The organism is Sphingomonas sp. GC_Shp_5 (assembly GCF_026540855.1).
GTDB lineage: Bacteria > Pseudomonadota > Alphaproteobacteria > Sphingomonadales > Sphingomonadaceae > Sphingomonas.
Window position 1 is genome coordinate 1 of the sequence record NZ_JALNUP010000039.1, and the last position, 16700, is coordinate 16700.

The window sequence follows — 16700 nt, forward strand, 5'->3', positions numbered from 1 at the left end:
CAGAATCCGAACCCGCCCCCCGTGGTGATTCAGACGGTATCTACGCCGCCGCCTTCGATCGTCATGACCCCGATTGCAGCGCCGCCGGCGCCGCCATCGCCGCCGGCCGCTGCGCCTGCACCCCCTGCGCGGGCTGCGGTGGGCGTGTCGCCGAAGGGTCAGCCGGGCTCGTGGTTCACCAACGACGATTATCCGCCTGCCGCGCGTCGCGCCCAGGCAGAGGGTCGCGTCACGGTGGTGCTCAACATCGATCCCAGCGGCCGCGTTGCGGACTGTCGGGTGACGTCGGGCAGCGGCAATGCGGATCTGGATGCGGCAACGTGCAGCCTCGCGAAGCGTCGTGGTCGGTTCAACCCGGCCAAGGACACGAACGGGACGGCGATCGCCTCCACGACCACCTTGCCCGGCATCCGCTGGCAGCTTGAAAACTGATCTTGAAAGGTGCTCCGGCCTTGGGCCGGGGCGCCGCTTCCGAACGAACGAGAGGGATTAACCTAAGATGCTCACCACCATTCTCGCCGCGGCCGGCGCGGCGGCAGGCAAGGCCAACAACCCATATGGCCTTGGCTCCGCGCTCAAAGAAGGCGGCCTCATCTCGCAGACCGTGTTCACGATCCTGGTGATCTTCTCGATCACCTCCTTCTACATCCTGTTCTCGAAGCTGTTCGAGCAGCAGAAGATCATGAACCAGGCCAAGCGCGTGCGTCAGGGCTTCTGGAACTCGGCCAACCTGCGTGAGGGTTCGGCCAAGCTCGAGAAGAACTCGGCCTACAAGCAGATCGTCGACGACGGTCTCGCAGCCCAGGACCAGCATGCCAAGCTGACCGATCCGGTCGAGGCGCATGACTGGCTGCACGGCTCGCTGGCGCGTTCGGAAGCCGCGATCAACTCGAAGCTGGGTGGCGGTCTCGCCTTCCTCGCGACGGTGGGTTCGGTGGCTCCGTTCATCGGTCTGTTCGGTACCGTGATCGGCATCTACCGCGCGCTGATCAAGATCGGTGCGGCTGGCCAGGCGTCGATCGACACGGTCGCCGGTCCGGTCGGTGAGGCACTGATCATGACCGCGCTCGGTCTGGTCGTCGCGGTTCCGGCCGTGCTCGCGTTCAACTGGCTGCAGCGCCGCAACAAGTCGATCGCAGAGGACCTGTCGGCCTTCTCGAACGACGTGCTCGGCTATCTGGCCTCGGGCGGCGCCGTCCGTCCGTCGATCGGCACGCCCACCAAGGCGCCGGTGAAGCCGACGTCGACCACCACTGCCGGTCAGACCGGTGGCGTGACCTCGACCCGCGCATAAGACGACTCATGGGGCCGCCGGCGACGGTGGCCCCATCAGCTGCCCTTTCGAGGGGCGGCGACGATGAATGGATAGGATAGCTCGCACATGGCGATGAGCGCTGCTGGGGATAACCCCGATAAACCGATGTCGGACATCAACGCGACGCCGCTGGTCGACGTCATGCTGGTGCTCCTCATCATCTTCCTGATCGCGGTGCCGGTGGTGGTGCAGGCGGTGAAGCTCAAGCTTCCCGACGTGCGCTTCGACCCGACCACGACCAAGCCCGAGAATGTGTCGCTGTCGGTGACGCAGAACGGCGCCGGCGGTTGCGCCGTCTATTGGGGCACCGCACCCGTCAACAGCAAGGAACTGCTCGACCGGGCAGTCGCCAAGCTCAAGGCGGAGATCGATCGTCAGGGCGGCGTCGGCAACCCCGATCTCGAACTGCCCGAGGCGCACATCCGCGGCGACGTCAACACGCCGTACAAGTGCATCGGCGGGACCATCTACACGATGCAGATGGCCGGGTTCGCCAAGGTCGGCTTCATTTCCGAACCGCCCCCGGGCGGCGGCTGAGCCGATCAGGCGAGAACAGCTGCGGCACATCAGGAGTAATTTGATATGGCAATGAGTGGAGGGTCGGACGACGGCGAACCCATGATGGAAATGAACATGACGCCGTTGATCGACGTCTTGCTCGTGCTCATCATCATGTTCATCATCACCATCCCGATCCAGACGCACGCGGTGAAGGTCGACCTGCCGGTCAACGATCCGCGTCAGGTGAAGCCGCCGGTGGATGCGCAGAAGAACAAGGTCACGATCGATGCCGCCGGCACCGTGTCGTGGAACGGCGCACCGGTCGACGAGGTCACGTTGCGCCAGTATCTCGATACGTCGACGGCGATGAACCCCGAGCCGGAGCTTCACTTCCAGCCCGACCCGACCGCCCGCTACGAGGTGGTCGATCGCACGCTGGCGGTGATCAAGCGGTCCAACGTGACCAAGCTCGGTTTCATCGGCAACGAGCAGTATCGCAACGACTTCTAAGTCGCGCGACATACAGACGAACGATGATGGGGCGGTCCTTCGGGGCCGCCCTTTTTTCGTGCCTGCGGTCCAGCGCCGGTTCCCGCCACCATGCCATTCACGACGATGGAATCCGCTTGCTGCACTGTCTCGTAAGTGACACACCAGTGTCACAAAAACGAAACCTTCCACTAAATGGAGGGTGCAGCAAGGAGTTGGTGCAATGCGCATTGTGACCCATGCAGCGGCCGTGATTGCCGCCGGCCTCACCATCCTCGGCGGCACGGCGGCCGCCGCCCAGTCGATGGATCGCAACGGCTATCAGGCGATCGTCGCGGGCAATTACTCCCACGCCGCCAAGCAACTCGAAGCCGAGCGGCGAATTTACCCCGAGCGGCCCGAACTGATGCTCAACCTCGCCACAGCCTATGCTCAGGCCGGTCGTGCCGCCGAGGCGCGGGCGCTGTATCGCGCCGTGCTCCGGCAGCCGGCGCTCGACATGGACGTGGTGTCCGGCGCCACCGTCTCGTCGCACGCGGTCGCAGCGCGCGGGTTGGCGCGGCTGGGCGATGTCGAGCAGGCGGCGCGCTGAGGTTTGGGGCGGGCCAAGCCGTGGTGCGGCGCGGCCGGGTTGGTCGGGTGACTGGCGGGCGTCGGTGCTTGGTGAGATCGTGGCGTAAGGCGGGAGATGCCAGCGGTCGCTGGCATGACGGATACGGGCGCGTCCTCGCTCGACATGGCACCACGTGTCCCACGCCGACAGTTTGTGGCATTTGGTCGCCCCGTGAATTGGGACGGCTGGGTGGGCTTAGGCAGCCAGCGCGCTCAGGGGCTTACCTTCGTTGGCCTCATGTGCCGCGGAGCCGGGTGGATCGCTGACGGGCATCGGTGCTTGATGCGGCTGCTCGCGCGACGGCGGGAGATACCAGCGGTCGCTGGTATGACGGGTTAGAGGGAGCCGGGGCGGGCCGCGACGATGTCGGCGCGGCCCGCGGTGGCGCGCGTCATGTCACAGCCGCGGGAGGGTCACGCCCTGCTGGCCCATATATTTGCCGGCGCGGTCTGCGTAGCTGATCTCGCATGGCTCGTTGCCTTGCAGGAACAGGAACTGGCAGGCGCCTTCGTTGGCGTAGATCTTGGCGGGTAGCGGCGTGGTGTTAGAGAATTCCAGCGTGACATGGCCTTCCCAGCCGGGCTCGAGCGGCGTCACGTTGACGATGATCCCGCAGCGGGCATAGGTCGACTTACCGAGGCAGATCACCAGCACGTCGCGCGGTACCCGAAAATATTCCACCGTCCGGGCGAGCGCGAAGCTGTTGGGCGGGATGATGCAGCAATCGGTCTTGCGGTCGACAAAACTGTTGGCGGCGAAATCCTTCGGATCGACGATCACGCTGTCGATGTTGGTGAAGACCTTGAATTCGTCGGATACGCGCGCGTCATAGCCGTAGGATGACAGGCCGTAGCTGATGACCCCGTCACGCTTCTGGCCGTCGACGAACGGCTCGATCATGCCGTTGGCCAGCGACTGCTCGCGGATCCAGCGATCGGATAGGATGGACATGACTGGCTCCCTTTCGGCGTGGGTCTTTGCCCGGATCGGGAGAGAGGGCAAGTATCGGTGGTCGGGCAGCGCTGGCGAGAAATGGTGTGGCGACCGGTTCATCGTGGTCCGATCGTCACCGAGGACCTGTTTTTAACTGTGCGGCTCGATTCGCGGACTCGTGCCCCTGGGAGGGGGATGCCGGAACAAGTCCGGGCTGACGAGGTGGGCCGGCGCCGTCCGGGGGCGACGTGAACCTATTTCGAGCGCGAAGTTGTCGTCGCCTAGCGCCGCGCCGTCACCCCAGCGGAAGCTGGGGTATCTCGCCGCATCTGTGCCGCGCCGCCGCGCGAGATCCCAGCTTTCGCTGGGATGACGGTTTCACGTGACGATCATCCAATGCCGAGATCGGCAGGACCAAAGGCGGCCGGGAGCATCTCGGATAGCCGATAGCTGGTGATCGCATCGCCTTCGGCGGCGCCGCAGTGGACCGGTAGGTCGCGACCGCCGAGCTGGGCGGCCTCGTTGATCACCTGGCGGCAGCGGCCGCAGGGGCTGACCGGCGAGGTGCCAGTGGCGCGCCCATCGGCATCCATGGCACCGCCGATCACGCCAATCGCGACGATCTCCCGCAGGCGTCCGGCGGCACTGGCGGTGGCGATCGCGACCGTCTCGGCGCAGAGCGACAAGCCGTAGCTGGCATTCTCGACATTGGCGCCGGTGATCAGGCTGCCGTCGGTCATCAACAGCGCGGCACCGACTGCGAAGCGTGAATAAGGCGCATGGGCGTTGAGCGCGGCGGCGCGGGCGGCAGCGACCAAGCGGCGGGCGTCGGCGGCGCCGTCCGCGTCCGGGTTGGTGTCGATCTTGTTCATGGTGCCACTACGTCCCAATTCACCGGTCCCTCGATGCCGTCGATGTGGCGGAAGTCGCTCGCGCGCCACATCCGCCACGGCCGCGCTGCATAGGTCGGCGCGAACACATTGGCGATTGCCCAGGTCGGGCGGTCGATCGCGGCGGAGAGCTGGTAGGTGGACTCCACCGGCTTGGCGATGCGCAGCATCACCGGCTTGCGGGTGTGGGTTTCCACCATCCGCACGAAGCGCTGCAGCTCGCCGACCAGCACGGCGCGTTCCGGGCGCGCGGTGCAATCGTCGTGGAAGCTGACATCGACCGCGGTGGGCAGCGCATCGGCGCTGCGCGGCACGAAGGCATTGAAGGCATTGGCCTGGTCGCCCGCCGCCTGACAGAGTGAATAGATGTGGACTGCCCCGCGCCGCAGCCCGGCGTCGGGCAGCGCCGCCCAGTTGGCCTCGAAGCCGGGATCGCGGCGATCGGCGCCCGAGGTCGCGACCAGATAGGCGAAGTCGGCGCCGCGGGCGCGCACCGTGCCCCATTCGATTTCGCCGGGGTTCTCGCCAAGATCGATGCCCTGGAGCGGATATTGCTTGGTGGCGGGATGCCAGTCAATCGCGACGCTCCAGCCGGCGATGCCGAGCAGGCCCAGGCCGCCGAGGATGCCCGCCGCCTTGAGGATGCCATAGGCCATGGTCAGCCCCTCAGCCGCGCAGGTGCAGCACGCACAGCAGCGTGAACAGGCGCCGTGCGGTATCGAAATCGACCTCGATCTTGCCGGCCAGCCGCGCCTGGAGCAGCTCGGCCGCTTCGTTGTGGAGGGCGCGGCGGGCCATGTCGATCGTCTCGATCTGTTGGGGGGAGGCGGCGCGGATCGCCTGATAGTAGCTGTCGCATATCGCGAAATAATCCTTGATCGGGCGGCGGAAACGCCCGAGCGCGAGCACCAGCGTCTCGATGTGCGTGCGGTCCTCGCGGTACATGTGGATGCCGAGCCGGCCTTCCTCCGATTCAAGCTTGATCCGGTACGGACCGGCATAGGCATCGGGGGTGGGGCGCTGCGGCGCGAAGTGATTGCCCTCGATCAAGTCGAAGATCGCGATCCGGCGCTCCTGCTCGATGTCGGCCGAGCGCCAGCCGAGGCTGTGTTCGTCCAGTTCGACGTCGATGATCCGCGGATCGGCCATCGCCGGTCGATAGCGAGCCACCACGAGACTGTCACTTATCCCCATCATTCCACCGCAGCGCGGGTTGAGCGAACCGGCCGCCCGCGCGTAAGACCCGGGGCATGGCCACACTTGCATTCCCCACGCCGGCGGCTCCCGCCGAAGCACCTCAATTGCCCCGCAACGTCGAGGCGGAGGCCGCGATGCTCGGCGCCATGATGATCGACAACCGCCTTGCCGACGATCTGGTCGACCGGTTGGAGCCGGTGCATTTCTTCGAGCCGCTGCACGGCCGCGTCTTCGCCGCGATCAAGACGTTGCGCGCCAACGACATGCTGGCGACCCCGGTGACGCTGCGGCCGATGTTCGAGGCCGATGAGGCGATGAGGGAGCTGGGCGGTCCCGGCTATCTCGCCAGCCTGACGGGCTCTGGCGCCGGTCTGATCGGCGCGCGCCAGTTCGCGCAGCAGATCTACGATCTCGCCATGCTGCGCGCGCTCGTCACCGTCGGGCGCACGCTGGTGGAGCGGGCGATGGACACCTCGGAGGAGGTCAATCCGCGCAGCCAGATCGAGCAGGCCGAGGAGGAATTGTACAAGGTCGCCGGCGACGGCGCGACCGAGAGCCAGACCAAGACCTTTGCCCAGGCGACCACCGCGGCGGTGAAGATGGCCGAGCGGGCGCTCAATTCGGGCGGCAATCTGTCGGGTGTCACCACCGGGCTCGACAGCATCAACGCCAAGATCGGTGGCATGCATCATTCGGATCTGATGATCCTCGCCGGCCGCCCGGGCATGGGCAAAACGTCGCTCGCCACCAACATTGCGTTCAACGCCGCGCGGCGCTGGATGCGCGACATGGCCGACGGCATCGCGCCCAAGGATTCGGTGGGTGCCAAGGTCGCTTTCTTCAGCCTGGAGATGAGCGCCGACCAGCTGGCGACGCGTATCCTCGCCGAGCAGGCGCGGATCAGCTCCGAAAGCCTGCGCATGGGCAAGATCAGCAAGGCCGAGTTCGGCCAGCTTGCCGCCGCCGCGGCCGAGCTCGAGAATTTGCCGCTGTTTATCGACGACACCGGCGGCCTCTCGATCAGCGCGCTGCACACCCGCGTCCGCCGGCTGCAGCGGCGCCACAACAACGAGATCGGGCTGGTGGTGGTCGATTACCTGCAGCTGCTGTCGGGTAGCGGCAAGGGCGGCAACGAGAATCGCGTGCAGGAGATCTCCGAGATCAGCCGTGGTTTGAAGACGCTGGCCAAGGACATGAACGTGCCGGTGCTGGCGCTGTCGCAGCTCAGCCGTGCGGTCGAGCAGCGCGAGGACAAGACGCCGATGCTCTCCGATCTGCGCGAATCGGGGTCGATCGAGCAGGACGCCGACATGGTGTGGTTCGTGTACCGCGAGGATTATTACGTCGCGTCGAAGGAGCCCAAGCGGCCGACAGAGGGCGACAGCGCCAAGATCTTCGAGGATCATGCCGCCTGGGCGACCGAGATGGAGCGGGTCTACGGCCTCGCCGAGCTGATCGTCGCCAAGCAGCGCCACGGCGCGACGGGCAAGGTGCGGATGAAGTTCGATCCGACGATCACGCGCTTCTCGGACCTGGCGGAATATTGAGGCGGCCCGTGCTCCTGCGGTGGCGGAAGCACGAGCAGGAGCAGGGGTAGGGGGCGATCAGCCCAGCGCGGCCTCATAGGCGTCCGGCTTGAAGCCGACGAGCAGCGTCTCGCCGTGTTCGAGCACCGGGCGTTTGATCATCGACGGACTGGCGACCATCAGCGCGATCGCCTTGTCGCGGTCGATGGCGGTCTTGTCGGCGTCGGGCAGCTTGCGGAAGGTGGTGCCGGCGCGGTTGAGCAGCGCCTCCCAGCCGAGCCGGTCTACCCAGCCCGCGAGGCGCGCAGGATCGATCCCCGCGGTCTTATAGTCGTGAAAGTCATAGCCAAGATCGTGGCCGTCCAGCCAGCCGCGGGCCTTCTTGATCGTGTCGCAATTGCTGATGCCGTACATGGTCATGGTCACCGGCACGTCTCTCCCGTTGATCGATGGAACTCAGCCTGCGCGGGCCCGGCTGCGCAACGACAGGCAATAGCCTAGCGTCACGATCAGGCCGCCGCCAACCGCGGCGCAGCCGCCGGTCACGGCGACCGGAATGGGAGCGAACGCCCAGAGCCCGGCATAGACGAGCCCGCTCAACAGCAGTGACCAGCCCGTCACCCGGCGCAACTGCCGCGCGCAGGCGCTCGGGACGAACCGCTTGGGCATGCGATTGCCCATCCAGGCGATCATCAGGCCATTGAGGCCAATCACCAGCCGCGTCACCGTGTCGCCATCGACATAGCCGAGGTGGCGCGCGAGACTCGCGGCCAGCGCCGTCGCGACGATGCCACCGGCCCAGGCCAAACTTCCGACGATTTCCCTGTTCATCGTACCGCCTCCTTGGCGGGCGCCGACGTCTCGACGCCGGACCCGAACGACCCGATGAAGCCGAGCAGCGCTTCCTCGAGCACCGACAGCTTCAGATGATAGAGCACCGATTTGCCGACCTTCTCGGCGTGCACCAGATCGGCCTCCTTGAGCAGCGCGAAGTGCGCCGACATGGTAGGCTTGGAAACGTCGAATTGATCGCTCAGCGCTCCCGCGCTCAACGGCCCCTGGCGCAGCAGCTGCAGCACCCGGCGGCGGGTCGGATCGGACAAGGCCTTGAACACCTGACTCATGATTCGATAATTAGCAAAACGACGAATTGAGTCAAGCCGCGCCCCGCGATCGGGTGGTGGCGTGACGCCGGGAACGGGATTACCAGCGTCACATGACGAGCCATCCTTTCCATTCGATCCACGCCCATGGCCTGGTCCGCGTCGCGGCGGCGACGCCGCTCGCGAGCGTCGGCGATACCGCGGCCAATGCCGCGGCGACGATCGCGCTGGCGCAGCGCGGTGCCGAGCGTGGTGTCGACCTGATGGTGTTCCCCGAGCTCAATCTCACCTCCTATGCGCTCGACGACCTGCACCTGCAGGCGGCGCAGCAGGCGGCGACCGACGCGGCGGTGGCGGCGGTGGCGGCGGCGAGCGAGACGCTGGCGACGGTGTTGCTGGTCGGCGCGGCGCTGGTGCGCAACGGGCGGCTGTACAACTGCGCCGTCGCGATCGCGCGCGGGCGGATCCTCGGCGTCGTGCCCAAGAGCTTCCTGCCCAACTATCGCGAATTCTACGAGAAGCGCTGGTTCGCCGCCGGGGTGGGGCTGACCGGGCTCGAGATCGAGGTTGCCGGGCAGACCGTGCCGTTCGGCACCGACCTGGTGTTTGCCGCGAGCGATCTGCCGGGCTTCGTGTTCCACGCCGAGATCTGCGAAGATTATTGGGCGCCGACTCCGCCGTCGACCGCCGGTGCGCTCGCCGGCGCGACGATCTGCTGCAACCTGTCGGCGTCCAACATCGTGATCGGCAAGGCGCGCGAGCGGATGATGCTGGCGGCGTCGCAATCGGCGCGGGCGATGTGCGCCTATGTTTATGCGGCGGCGGGGCCCGGGGAGAGCACCACCGATCTCGCCTGGGACGGGCAGGGCTTCGTCCACGAACTCGGCGAGCTGCTCGTCGAGTCGCGGCGGTTCGTGCAGGAGCCCGAGCTGGCGATCGCCGACGTCGATGTCGGCCGGCTGGTCCAGGAGCGGCTGCGCACCGGCACCTTCAACGATGCCGCGCGGGCCGCCGGCGATCCGGAGACTCGGTTCCGCCGGATCGGCTTCGCGCACCAGACAGCGCTCACCGACGTGGGGTTGGAGCGAGCGATCCGGCGCTTCCCGTTCGTGCCCAACGATCCCGCCAAGCGCGACGCGGATTGCTACGAGGCGTTCAACATCCAGGTGGAGGCGCTCGCCAAGCGACTCGCCGCGACGCGGGCAAAGACGATCGTGATAGGCGTCTCGGGCGGGCTCGATTCGACGCATGCGCTGATCGTCGCCGCCAAGGCGATGGACCGGCTGGGGCGGCCGCGCGCGGACATTCTCGGCTTCACCATGCCGGGATTTGCTACCGGCGACACCACCAAAGGCAATGCCTGGGCGCTGATGCGCGCGCTCGGCTGCACCGCCGAGGAGATCGACATCCGCCCGACGGCGCAGCGGATGCTCGCGGACATAGGCCATCCGTTCGGGTGCGGCGAGCCGGTGTATGACGTCACCTTCGAGAATGTGCAGGCGGGGCTGCGTACCGATTACCTGTTTCGCCTCGCCAACCAGCGCGGCGGCATCGTGCTCGGCACCGGCGACCTCTCCGAGCTGGCGCTGGGCTGGTGCACCTACGGCGTCGGCGACCAGATGAGCCATTATGCGGTCAACGCCGGCGTGCCCAAGACGCTGATCCAGTTCCTGATCCGCTGGTGCATCCGCGACCGCCAATATGATGACGAGACCAACCGGGTGCTGGATGGCATCCTCTCGACGGAGATCTCGCCCGAGCTGGTACCGGCGGATGCCAGCGGTGCGCTGCAGAGCACCGAATCGATGATCGGCCCCTATGCGCTCAACGACTTCTTTGCCCATTATGTGATCCGCCACGGCCTGGCGCCGTCGGCGATCGCCTTTCTGGCGTGGCATGCCTGGCGCGACGTGGCGGCGGGCGCCTGGCCGGCGGACTTTCCCGCCGATGCCCGCGTCGCTTATGATCTGCCGACGATCAAGCATTGGCTGGAGCGGTTCCTCACCCGCTTCTTTCAGCTCAGCCAGTTCAAACGCTCGGCAATTCCCAACGGCCCCAAGGTCTCGGCGGGCGGGGCGCTCAGCCCGCGCGGCGACTGGCGGGCGCCGTCGGATGGTACGGCGGCGGCGTGGCTCGACGAGTTGCGGCGGAACGTGCCGTAACGTCTTGCGCTGGCGCGCGGCGGAGCGCATTGTGAAGCTCTGATGACACCGCCTCCCCGGGATGGCTCACGCGATCGCCGGATCGAGGACCCATCTAATCTGTATCTGATCCACCCCGCGTCGCACGCGCTGCTGCCGCTCGCATTGGCGCGCGGCATCTCGGCCAACACGGTGTCGGTAATCGGGCTGTGCTGTGGCGTTGCTGCCGCGATCGCTTATGCGAACTGGCAGGCGCACCCTGCGCTGGCGCTGGTCGGGCTGGTGTTTTCGGTCGCGTGGCTGGTCGCCGACGGCCTCGACGGGATGATCGCGCGCGCGACCAAGACTGCAAGCGCGCTCGGCCGCGCGCTCGATGGCCTGTGCGACCATGGCGTGTTCGCGCTGATCTATATTTCGCTGGCCGCCTCGATCGGCACGCTTGAGGCCTGGGTGCTGACGATCCTCGCCGGCATTGCCCATGCCGTACAGTCGAGCCTCTACGAGGGCGAGCGTGCGCGCTTCCACCGCCGCGTTCGCGGCCAGGCGCTGGTGGTGCCGCCACAGCCAAATGGCCCGTGGCTGGTCAGGCTCTACGACAGCGTCGCCGGCAGCCTCGATCGCGTCGCCATCCCGTTCGAGCGCCGCCTTGCCGCCAGCGCCGATCCGGTCGAGACCGGCCGTCTGTACGCCGAGCGTGCGGTGCCGGTGATGCGATTCCAATATCTCCTCACCGCCAACATGCGGGTGTGGGTGATCTGCCTGTCATGCCTGATCGGCAATCCCCGCCTGTTCTGGTGGTTCGAGATCCTCCCGCTGACCGCCGTCGCGGCGATCGGCATCAGCAGACATCGCGCCGTCGAACGCAGCTTCGTGCACGCCGACGCCCGCACCTCCATCTTCTTTTCAAGCGAACAGGGTCATTCATGAAGAGCATCAATGTCGCCATTGTCGGCATCGGTAATTGCGCGAGCTCGCTCGTCCAAGGTCTCGAATATTACAGCGAAGGTCGCAACGACCAGGTCGGGCTGATGCATTGGGAAGTCGCGGGCTATAAGCCCAGCGACATCAAGGTCGTCGCTGCCTGGGACGTCGATACGCGCAAGGTGGGTAAGGACGTCGCCGAGGCGATCTTTGCCAAGCCCAATTGCACCGCGGTGTTCGCGCCCAACGTCGCCGCCACTGGCACGATCGTGCGCATGGGCGCGGTGCTGGACGGCGTCGCCGAGCATATGGCCGACTATAAGGAAGAGCGCACCTTCGTCGTCGCCAATGACGCCCAGCCGAGCAAGGAGGACATCGTCCGCCAGCTCCGCGAGAGCGGCGCCGACGTGCTGATGAACTACCTGCCGGTCGGCAGCCAGGAAGCCACCGAATTCTACGCCGAGTGCGCGATCGAGGCGGGCGTTGCCTTCGTCAACAACATCCCGGTGTTCATCGCCTCCAACCCGGTGTGGGCGAAGAAGTTCGAGGATGCCGGCGTCGCGATCATCGGCGACGACATCAAGGCGCAGCTCGGCGCGACCATCGTCCACCGTGTGCTGACCGACCTGTTCGCCAAGCGCGGCGTCAAGCTCGATCGCACCTACCAGCTCAACACCGGCGGCAACACCGACTTCCTCAACATGTCCAACCATCGCCGGCTCGAATCGAAGAAGATCTCCAAGACCGAGGCGGTGCAGTCTGTCGCGGCGGAGCGGATGGACGACGACAACGTCCACATCGGCCCGTCGGACTATGTGCCCTGGCAGAACGACAACAAGGTCTGCTTCCTGCGCATGGAAGGCCAGCTGTTCGGCGGCGTGCCGATGAACCTGGAACTGCGCCTGTCGGTGGAGGACAGCCCCAATTCGGCCGGCGTCGCGATCGACATGATCCGTTGCGCCAAGATCGCACGCGACCGCGGCATCTCGGGCGTGATCGATCCCGCCTCGGCCTATTTCTGCAAGCATCCGCGCCACCAGATGACCGACGACCTCGCGCAGATCGCGGTCGAAGAGTTCATCAAGGCCGCCTGATGATCACCACCGGCCTGCTCCTCGCTGCCGGTGAGGGCAGCCGGTTGCGTGACGTCACCCCGTATAAGCCGCTCTGCCCGGTGGCGGGGCTGCCGCTGATCGATCGCGCGCTGGAGGGCATGGCGGCAGCCGGCCTGACCCGCGCGATCGTCTCGCTGGGTTATGGTGCCGAGGCGATCGCCGACCATCTCGCCACCCGCGCCTGGCCGCTCGAAGTGGCGACGGTGTTGACCGACTATCGTCAGCCCAATGGCGTCTCGGCGCTGGCGGCGCGCGCGCTGATCGGCCCGGAGGGGGCGGTGATGGCAATGTGCGATCACCTGGTGCAGCCGCGCCACTACCGGCGGCTGGCGCGCGCCGGCGCCGGCGATGGGCTGCGACTGGGAATCGACCGGCGGCTCGGCCACCCCTGGGTGGATCCGCTCGACGTCACCTGCGTCGCGACGCGCGGCGAGGCGATCGTCGCGATCGGCAAGGGCCTGGAGCCGCACGATTGCTATGATACCGGCGTGTTCGCGGTAGGGCCGCGGTTCTTCGCGGCGCTCGAGGGGCTGGCAAGCCCGTCGCTGACCGAGGGCGTGCGCGTGCTCGCGGCCGAGGGACGCGCGCGGACGGTGGATTGCAGCGACCTGTCGTGGCTGGATGTCGATGACGCGCCGGCCTTTGCGCATGCCGAGGGCTGGCTGGCCAAGCTGGCGGCCTGATCGCAAGCTTAGCCGCCGGCCGACCTGCTCGCTACCGTTCGCCCTGAGCCTGTCGAAGGGCATGAGACCCACAGTGCTTCGACAGGCTCAGCACGAACGGTAAGAGGCGGTGTCGATCGGATCAGATCGCCGGATCGTAGCTGGTCGGTGCGTGGATGCCGCATTCGACCTTGGCGAAGTTGCGCCAGCGGCCGGCGCGGGGGTCCTCGCCGGGCTTCACCTGGGTGGTGCAGGGCGCGCAGCCGATCGACAGATAGCCTTGCGCCTCCAGCGGATGGCGCGGCAGATCGTGCTCCTCGAAATAGCCGTCGAGCGCCGCCTTGGTCCAGTCGGCAAGCGGGTTGAGCTTGAGGCGACCGTGATCCTCCTCGATCCGCGGCAGCGCGGTGCGGGTGCCGGACTGGAAGCCCTTGCGGCCCGAGATCCAGGCATCGAACGGCCTCAGCGCGCGGGCGAGCGGCTCGACCTTGCGGATCGCGCAGCAACCATCGGGATCGTAGGCGTGGCGTTCGCCGAGCCGGTCGCGGCTCTTGAGCATTGCCGGATCGGGGCGGTAGACGCGCAAGTCGGTGAGGCCGAGCCGCTCGGCGAGGGCGTCGCGATAGGCGAGGGTCTCGCCGAACATCTTCTGGGTGTTGGTGAAGATCACGGGCAGATCAGGATCGATCCCCGCGACCATGTGCAGCAGCACCGCCGATTCGGCGCCGAACGACGACACCGCGGCGGTGCGGCCGTGGAGCAGGCCGGTGAGCAGCGTACGCAGCATCGCCGGCGCCGGCACGCCATCGAACTGCGCCTGCAGCGCCGCCGCGTGCGCGGGGGTGAAGGCGGGGGCGACGTCGATCGTGTCGAGGCGGCGGGCGGCTTCAGCCATGCCGCCGCTTCCAGACCGGGGTGAGGCCGTCTGCGGCGGGCTGATAGGGCGTGGGATAGCGCGCGAGGCTGCGCGCGAGCGTGGCCTCGTCGATCGGCGCCTCGGGGGCGAAGCTGTCGAAGCCGCAGCGGCGCATCAGCGGCAACTGGTCGACCAGCACGTCGCCCGCCGCGCGCAGCTCGCCGGTATAGCCGGCCTCGCGCAGCACTCGGGCGGCGGAATAGCCGCGGCCGTCGCGGAAGGTGGGGAAGCTGACCTCGACAAGCGCGAGCTGGCCGATCTGCGGCAGCAGCGCGCGGGCGTCCTCGCCCGCCTCCAGCCGCACCGCGGTGGCGTTGGACTGGCCGAGGAAGGCGTCGAGGGTGACGGCGGGCTCGTCATGCGGCTCGTCGTCGCGGAAGCGCAGGAAGCTGTCGGCCATGGTCACTCGCCCGCCTCGAGGGTGGCGACGCGCGCGCCATAGATGGCTTCCTTGAACGGCTCGAAGCCGACCCGCCGATAGGTGTCGAGGAAGCGCTCGCCCTTGTCGCGGACCGCGAGATAGGTGTCGGTGACCCGCTCGATCGCGTCTACCACGCCATCCTCGTCGAAGCCGGGCCCGGTGATCTTGGCGAGGCTGACGTCCTCCGCGCCCGAGCCGCCGAGCGAAAGCTGGTAGTTCTCGGTGCCCTTCTTGTCGACGCCGAGGATGCCGATGTGGCCGGCGTGGTGATGGCCGCAGGCGTTGATGCAGCCCGAGATCTTGAGCTTGAGCTCGCCGAGGTCGCGCTGGCGGACCGGATCGGCAAAGCGGGTCGCGATCTTCTGGGCAAGCGGGATCGAGCGGGCATTGGCGAGGCTGCAGTAATCGAGGCCGGGGCAGGCGATGATGTCGGTGATGAGATCGAGGTTCGCCTCGGCGAGGCCGGCGTCGACCAGCGCATGCCAAACTTCGCTAAGGTCGCGCATATGAACATGCGGGAGCACGATGTTCTGCGCGTGGGTGACGCGTAACTCATTGAAAGACAAGCGTTCTGCCAGATCCGCCATGACGTCGATCTGATCGGCCGAGGCGTCGCCGGGGATGCCGCCGATCGGCTTGAGGCTGATGTTGACGATCGCATAGCCGGGCTGCTTGTGGGCGACGACATTGTGATCGAGCCAGACCGCGAAATCGGGATCGCTGCGGTCGAGCGGCGTGGCGGCGGGGGCCTCGAACGCCGGGCTGCCGAACATGGCGGTGATCCGCTCGAGCTCGGCGACCGGCGGATCGATGCCGAGCGCGCGGACGAGGGCGAATTCCTCCTCGACCTGGCGGCGATATTCGTCCGGGCCGATCTCGTGGAGCAGGATCTTGATCCGCGCCTTGTAGATGTTGTCGCGCCGGCCGTAGCGATTGTAGACGCGCAGGCAGGCCTCGAGATAACTCATCAGCTCGTCGGCGGTGACGAAGTCGCGGATCAGATGGCTGATCATCGGCGTGCGGCCCATGCCGCCACCGACGTAGATCCGTGCACCGAGCACGTCATCCTGCTCGAGCAGCTGGATGCCGATGTCATGGAGCCGCATCGCCGAACGATCCTCGGCGGCGGCGATCACCGCGATCTTGAACTTGCGCGGCAGGTAGGTGAATTCGGGGTGGAAGGTACTCCACTGGCGGATCAGCTCGGCCCAGGGGCGCGGATCCGCGACCTCGTCGGCCGCGGCACCGGCATATTGGTCGGACGAGATGTTGCGGATGCAATTGCCGCTGGTCTGGATGGCATGCATCGCGACCGTCGCCAGTTCGGCCAGGATATCAGGGGTTTGCTCGAGCTTTATCCAGTTGAACTGGAGGTTCTGCCGGGTGGTGAAATGCGCATAGCCACGATCGTAGGTGCGCGCGACATGGCCGAGCATGCGCATCTGGCGGCTGTCGAGCGTGCCATAGGGAATGGCGACGCGCAGCATATAGGCGTGAAGCTGGAGATAGAGGCCGTTCATCAGCCGCAGCGGCTTGAACTGGTCCTCGGTAAGCTGGCCCGACAGGCGCCGGGCGACCTGGTCGCGGAACTCGTCGACCCGGGCGTCGACGATCGACTGGTCATACTCGTCGTACTTGTACATCAGTGAGTGGCCCGGATGTTTTGGTGCGCGCGGAGACGCGGAGACGCGGAGATGAGGTTGTTCGCGCGAAGGCGCGACGGCGCTAAGAAGTGGTTCGCGCAGAGGCGCAGAGGGCGCAGAGAAAACGGTGTGCGGGTCAGCGCGTCGGCCATTAGCCGAGCCGAGGCATAGAGGGCTGCTGACGCAGCCGGGCCTGCCGTCTCTGCGTTTTCCGCGCCTCTGCGCGAACAATCACCTTGTCGCGCCATCGCGCCTTCGCGTGGATCACTCATATCACCCAGCTTCCCGCGGCGGGGTCGGTGGGTTTCAAAGTC

20 protein-coding genes are annotated in these 16700 nt (G+C 66.8%); 10 read left to right on the top strand and 10 right to left on the bottom strand.

From position 1 onward, the window contains the following. The 5 genes from OXR60_RS18710 to OXR60_RS18730 all read left to right on the top strand — a co-directional run. Positions 1-432 (top strand): energy transducer TonB (locus OXR60_RS18710; RefSeq protein ID WP_267397513.1); only part of this gene is annotated, 432 nt, incomplete at its 5' end. Positions 433-499: 67 nt separating this feature from the next. Next, positions 500-1294 (top strand): MotA/TolQ/ExbB proton channel family protein, encoded by a 795-nt coding sequence (locus OXR60_RS18715; protein WP_267397515.1) that lies wholly within the window; start codon positions 500-502, stop codon positions 1292-1294. Between the two features lie 87 nt (positions 1295-1381). Beyond that, complete coding sequence (locus OXR60_RS18720) at positions 1382-1852, top strand: biopolymer transporter ExbD (protein WP_267397517.1); 471 nt, start codon at positions 1382-1384, stop codon at positions 1850-1852. A 45-nt stretch (positions 1853-1897) separates the two neighbouring features. Next, the gene (locus OXR60_RS18725; protein ID WP_267397519.1) at positions 1898-2326 is read left to right on the top strand and encodes a biopolymer transporter ExbD; all 429 of its coding nucleotides are present in this window, start codon (positions 1898-1900) and stop codon (positions 2324-2326) included. Positions 2327-2528: 202 nt separating this feature from the next. Further along, positions 2529-2897 (top strand): tetratricopeptide repeat protein, encoded by a 369-nt coding sequence (locus OXR60_RS18730; protein WP_267397520.1) that lies wholly within the window; start codon positions 2529-2531, stop codon positions 2895-2897. 417 nt (positions 2898-3314) lie between these two features. Here OXR60_RS18730 and dcd read toward each other — a convergent pair whose 3' ends face one another. The 4 genes from dcd to OXR60_RS18750 form a co-directional block, all read right to left on the bottom strand. Next, positions 3315-3869, bottom strand: coding sequence for a dCTP deaminase (gene dcd, locus OXR60_RS18735; RefSeq protein WP_267397521.1), 555 nt, complete (start codon positions 3867-3869; stop codon positions 3315-3317). A gap of 371 nt (positions 3870-4240) precedes the next feature. Beyond that, positions 4241-4723 (bottom strand): cytidine deaminase, encoded by a 483-nt coding sequence (locus OXR60_RS18740; protein ID WP_267397522.1) that lies wholly within the window; start codon positions 4721-4723, stop codon positions 4241-4243. Continuing rightward, positions 4720-5397, bottom strand: coding sequence for a GH25 family lysozyme (locus tag OXR60_RS18745; protein WP_267397523.1), 678 nt, complete (start codon positions 5395-5397; stop codon positions 4720-4722). The genes OXR60_RS18740 and OXR60_RS18745 overlap by 4 nt, the downstream gene beginning before the upstream one ends. Positions 5398-5407: 10 nt before the next feature. Then, complete coding sequence (locus tag OXR60_RS18750) at positions 5408-5890, bottom strand: UPF0262 family protein (RefSeq protein WP_267397524.1); 483 nt, start codon at positions 5888-5890, stop codon at positions 5408-5410. 101 nt (positions 5891-5991) lie between these two features. On the opposite strand from OXR60_RS18750, the gene OXR60_RS18755 reads away from it, so the two are divergent. Next, complete coding sequence (locus OXR60_RS18755) at positions 5992-7485, top strand: replicative DNA helicase (RefSeq protein ID WP_267397527.1); 1494 nt, start codon at positions 5992-5994, stop codon at positions 7483-7485. A 57-nt stretch (positions 7486-7542) separates the two neighbouring features. Here OXR60_RS18755 and OXR60_RS18760 read toward each other — a convergent pair whose 3' ends face one another. The 3 genes from OXR60_RS18760 to OXR60_RS18770 are packed head-to-tail and all read right to left on the bottom strand — an operon-like array spanning position 7543 to position 8588. Further along, on the bottom strand, positions 7543-7890 hold the full coding sequence (locus OXR60_RS18760) for an ArsC family reductase (protein ID WP_267397529.1): 348 nt from the start codon (positions 7888-7890) through the stop codon (positions 7543-7545). Positions 7891-7920: 30 nt separating this feature from the next. Next, the gene (locus OXR60_RS18765) at positions 7921-8295 is read right to left on the bottom strand and encodes an ammonium transporter (RefSeq protein WP_267397530.1); all 375 of its coding nucleotides are present in this window, start codon (positions 8293-8295) and stop codon (positions 7921-7923) included. Then, entirely contained in the window at positions 8292-8588 is a 297-nt protein-coding gene (locus OXR60_RS18770; protein WP_267397531.1) for an autorepressor SdpR family transcription factor, read from the bottom strand. The genes OXR60_RS18765 and OXR60_RS18770 overlap by 4 nt, the downstream gene beginning before the upstream one ends. 92 nt (positions 8589-8680) lie before the next feature. Between OXR60_RS18770 and OXR60_RS18775 the strand changes: the two genes are divergently transcribed. The 4 genes from OXR60_RS18775 to OXR60_RS18790 are packed head-to-tail and all read left to right on the top strand — an operon-like array spanning position 8681 to position 13427. Next, positions 8681-10729 (top strand): NAD(+) synthase, encoded by a 2049-nt coding sequence (locus OXR60_RS18775; RefSeq protein WP_267397532.1) that lies wholly within the window; start codon positions 8681-8683, stop codon positions 10727-10729. Positions 10730-10771: 42 nt separating this feature from the next. Further along, on the top strand, positions 10772-11635 hold the full coding sequence (locus tag OXR60_RS18780; RefSeq protein ID WP_267397533.1) for a CDP-alcohol phosphatidyltransferase family protein: 864 nt from the start codon (positions 10772-10774) through the stop codon (positions 11633-11635). Further along, complete coding sequence (locus OXR60_RS18785) at positions 11632-12723, top strand: inositol-3-phosphate synthase (protein ID WP_267397535.1); 1092 nt, start codon at positions 11632-11634, stop codon at positions 12721-12723. The genes OXR60_RS18780 and OXR60_RS18785 overlap by 4 nt, the downstream gene beginning before the upstream one ends. Then, positions 12723-13427: an NTP transferase domain-containing protein gene (locus tag OXR60_RS18790; RefSeq protein ID WP_267397536.1), complete on the top strand. Its 705-nt coding sequence runs from the start codon at positions 12723-12725 to the stop codon at positions 13425-13427. The genes OXR60_RS18785 and OXR60_RS18790 overlap by 1 nt, the downstream gene beginning before the upstream one ends. A 121-nt stretch (positions 13428-13548) precedes the next feature. On the opposite strand, the gene OXR60_RS18795 is transcribed toward OXR60_RS18790, so the two are convergent. The 3 genes from OXR60_RS18795 to OXR60_RS18805 are packed head-to-tail and all read right to left on the bottom strand — an operon-like array spanning position 13549 to position 16386. Then, the gene (locus tag OXR60_RS18795) at positions 13549-14301 is read right to left on the bottom strand and encodes a phosphoadenylyl-sulfate reductase (RefSeq protein ID WP_267397537.1); all 753 of its coding nucleotides are present in this window, start codon (positions 14299-14301) and stop codon (positions 13549-13551) included. Continuing rightward, positions 14294-14722 (bottom strand): DUF934 domain-containing protein, encoded by a 429-nt coding sequence (locus tag OXR60_RS18800; protein WP_267397538.1) that lies wholly within the window; start codon positions 14720-14722, stop codon positions 14294-14296. The genes OXR60_RS18795 and OXR60_RS18800 overlap by 8 nt, the downstream gene beginning before the upstream one ends. A gap of 2 nt (positions 14723-14724) precedes the next feature. Further along, positions 14725-16386, bottom strand: a complete 1662-nt coding sequence (locus OXR60_RS18805) for a nitrite/sulfite reductase (protein WP_267397540.1) — start codon at positions 16384-16386, stop codon at positions 14725-14727. Between the last annotated feature and the right edge of the window lie 314 nt (positions 16387-16700).

Excerpts from the sequence above, each read along its gene's own strand:
- OXR60_RS18715 (WP_267397515.1), top strand. The coding sequence starts at position 500 with ATGCTCACCACCATTCTCGCCGCGGCCGGCGCGGCGGCAGGCAAGGCC.
- OXR60_RS18720 (WP_267397517.1), top strand. The coding sequence starts at position 1,382 with ATGGCGATGAGCGCTGCTGGGGATAACCCCGATAAACCGATGTCGGAC.
- OXR60_RS18725 (WP_267397519.1), top strand. The coding sequence starts at position 1,898 with ATGGCAATGAGTGGAGGGTCGGACGACGGCGAACCCATGATGGAAATG.
- OXR60_RS18730 (WP_267397520.1), top strand. The coding sequence starts at position 2,529 with ATGCGCATTGTGACCCATGCAGCGGCCGTGATTGCCGCCGGCCTCACC.
- dcd (WP_267397521.1), bottom strand. The coding sequence starts at position 3,869 with ATGTCCATCCTATCCGATCGCTGGATCCGCGAGCAGTCGCTGGCCAAC.
- OXR60_RS18740 (WP_267397522.1), bottom strand. The coding sequence starts at position 4,723 with ATGAACAAGATCGACACCAACCCGGACGCGGACGGCGCCGCCGACGCC.
- OXR60_RS18745 (WP_267397523.1), bottom strand. The coding sequence starts at position 5,397 with ATGGCCTATGGCATCCTCAAGGCGGCGGGCATCCTCGGCGGCCTGGGC.
- OXR60_RS18750 (WP_267397524.1), bottom strand. The coding sequence starts at position 5,890 with ATGGCCGATCCGCGGATCATCGACGTCGAACTGGACGAACACAGCCTC.
- OXR60_RS18755 (WP_267397527.1), top strand. The coding sequence starts at position 5,992 with ATGGCCACACTTGCATTCCCCACGCCGGCGGCTCCCGCCGAAGCACCT.
- OXR60_RS18765 (WP_267397530.1), bottom strand. The coding sequence starts at position 8,295 with ATGAACAGGGAAATCGTCGGAAGTTTGGCCTGGGCCGGTGGCATCGTC.
- OXR60_RS18770 (WP_267397531.1), bottom strand. The coding sequence starts at position 8,588 with ATGAGTCAGGTGTTCAAGGCCTTGTCCGATCCGACCCGCCGCCGGGTG.
- OXR60_RS18775 (WP_267397532.1), top strand. The coding sequence starts at position 8,681 with ATGACGAGCCATCCTTTCCATTCGATCCACGCCCATGGCCTGGTCCGC.
- OXR60_RS18780 (WP_267397533.1), top strand. The coding sequence starts at position 10,772 with ATGACACCGCCTCCCCGGGATGGCTCACGCGATCGCCGGATCGAGGAC.
- OXR60_RS18785 (WP_267397535.1), top strand. The coding sequence starts at position 11,632 with ATGAAGAGCATCAATGTCGCCATTGTCGGCATCGGTAATTGCGCGAGC.
- OXR60_RS18790 (WP_267397536.1), top strand. The coding sequence starts at position 12,723 with ATGATCACCACCGGCCTGCTCCTCGCTGCCGGTGAGGGCAGCCGGTTG.
- OXR60_RS18795 (WP_267397537.1), bottom strand. The coding sequence starts at position 14,301 with ATGGCTGAAGCCGCCCGCCGCCTCGACACGATCGACGTCGCCCCCGCC.
- OXR60_RS18800 (WP_267397538.1), bottom strand. The coding sequence starts at position 14,722 with ATGGCCGACAGCTTCCTGCGCTTCCGCGACGACGAGCCGCATGACGAG.
- OXR60_RS18805 (WP_267397540.1), bottom strand. The coding sequence starts at position 16,386 with ATGTACAAGTACGACGAGTATGACCAGTCGATCGTCGACGCCCGGGTC.